Below are 507 nucleotides of genomic sequence, written 5' to 3' on the forward strand. Positions count from 1 at the left end.
ATTATAATACCAAACAAGGCTCTTAGCTGCTTATCTGTAAACATATTTATTTCCTGCGGTTTTTGATAATTTTTTGATCTCTTTATTGATCTCGTCTATAAGAGGTTCGTAATTGAGAACGCTTTGCGGAATACCACCCCCATAAACCCATGCTTTCACTTGCGCCTTGGTACTGTAATCAACTTTACAAGGCATCTCATGATACTGACCACCATCGAATTCTTCATATTCTCTTGTGCCATCATCATATTCGTAAAGATTATAAAAACACTCTGCTACCCCTAATCCCCATGGTGCATGCCCCACCGCCGTTGCAACCCACTTTTTTTGCCCCTTCTGTTTACGTTTTTTTAAAAACATCTGGTTTAATATCCCCTATCTAAATCCATAACTTTACCAATGGGTTTATTTGCCTCAAAATGGACCGTATAGAAGCGTTTTTAATTTCAATGTGGTTTTTATCACAAAATCTTTAAATCGCTCTGTACGGTGCCTTTCTGTCAATTT

At 37.5% G+C, this 507-nt stretch carries 1 protein-coding gene; it reads right to left on the reverse strand.

The window, feature by feature from the left end; genetic code table 11:
• Positions 1-30: 30 nt before the first annotated feature.
• On the reverse strand, positions 31-360 hold the full coding sequence (locus tag ACFIKB_RS09710; protein ID WP_375653570.1) for a hypothetical protein: 330 nt from the start codon (positions 358-360) through the stop codon (positions 31-33).
• Positions 361-507 lie beyond the last annotated feature (147 nt).

Origin of the sequence: Bartonella sp. MR110HLJHH, assembly GCF_042194225.1 — a bacterium.
Lineage (GTDB): Bacteria > Pseudomonadota > Alphaproteobacteria > Rhizobiales > Rhizobiaceae > Bartonella > Bartonella grahamii.

What these genes read in the sequence shown, in the direction of transcription:
- ACFIKB_RS09710 (WP_375653570.1), bottom strand. Translation starts at nt 360, where the DNA reads ATGTTTTTAAAAAAACGTAAACAGAAGGGGCAAAAAAAGTGGGTTGCA.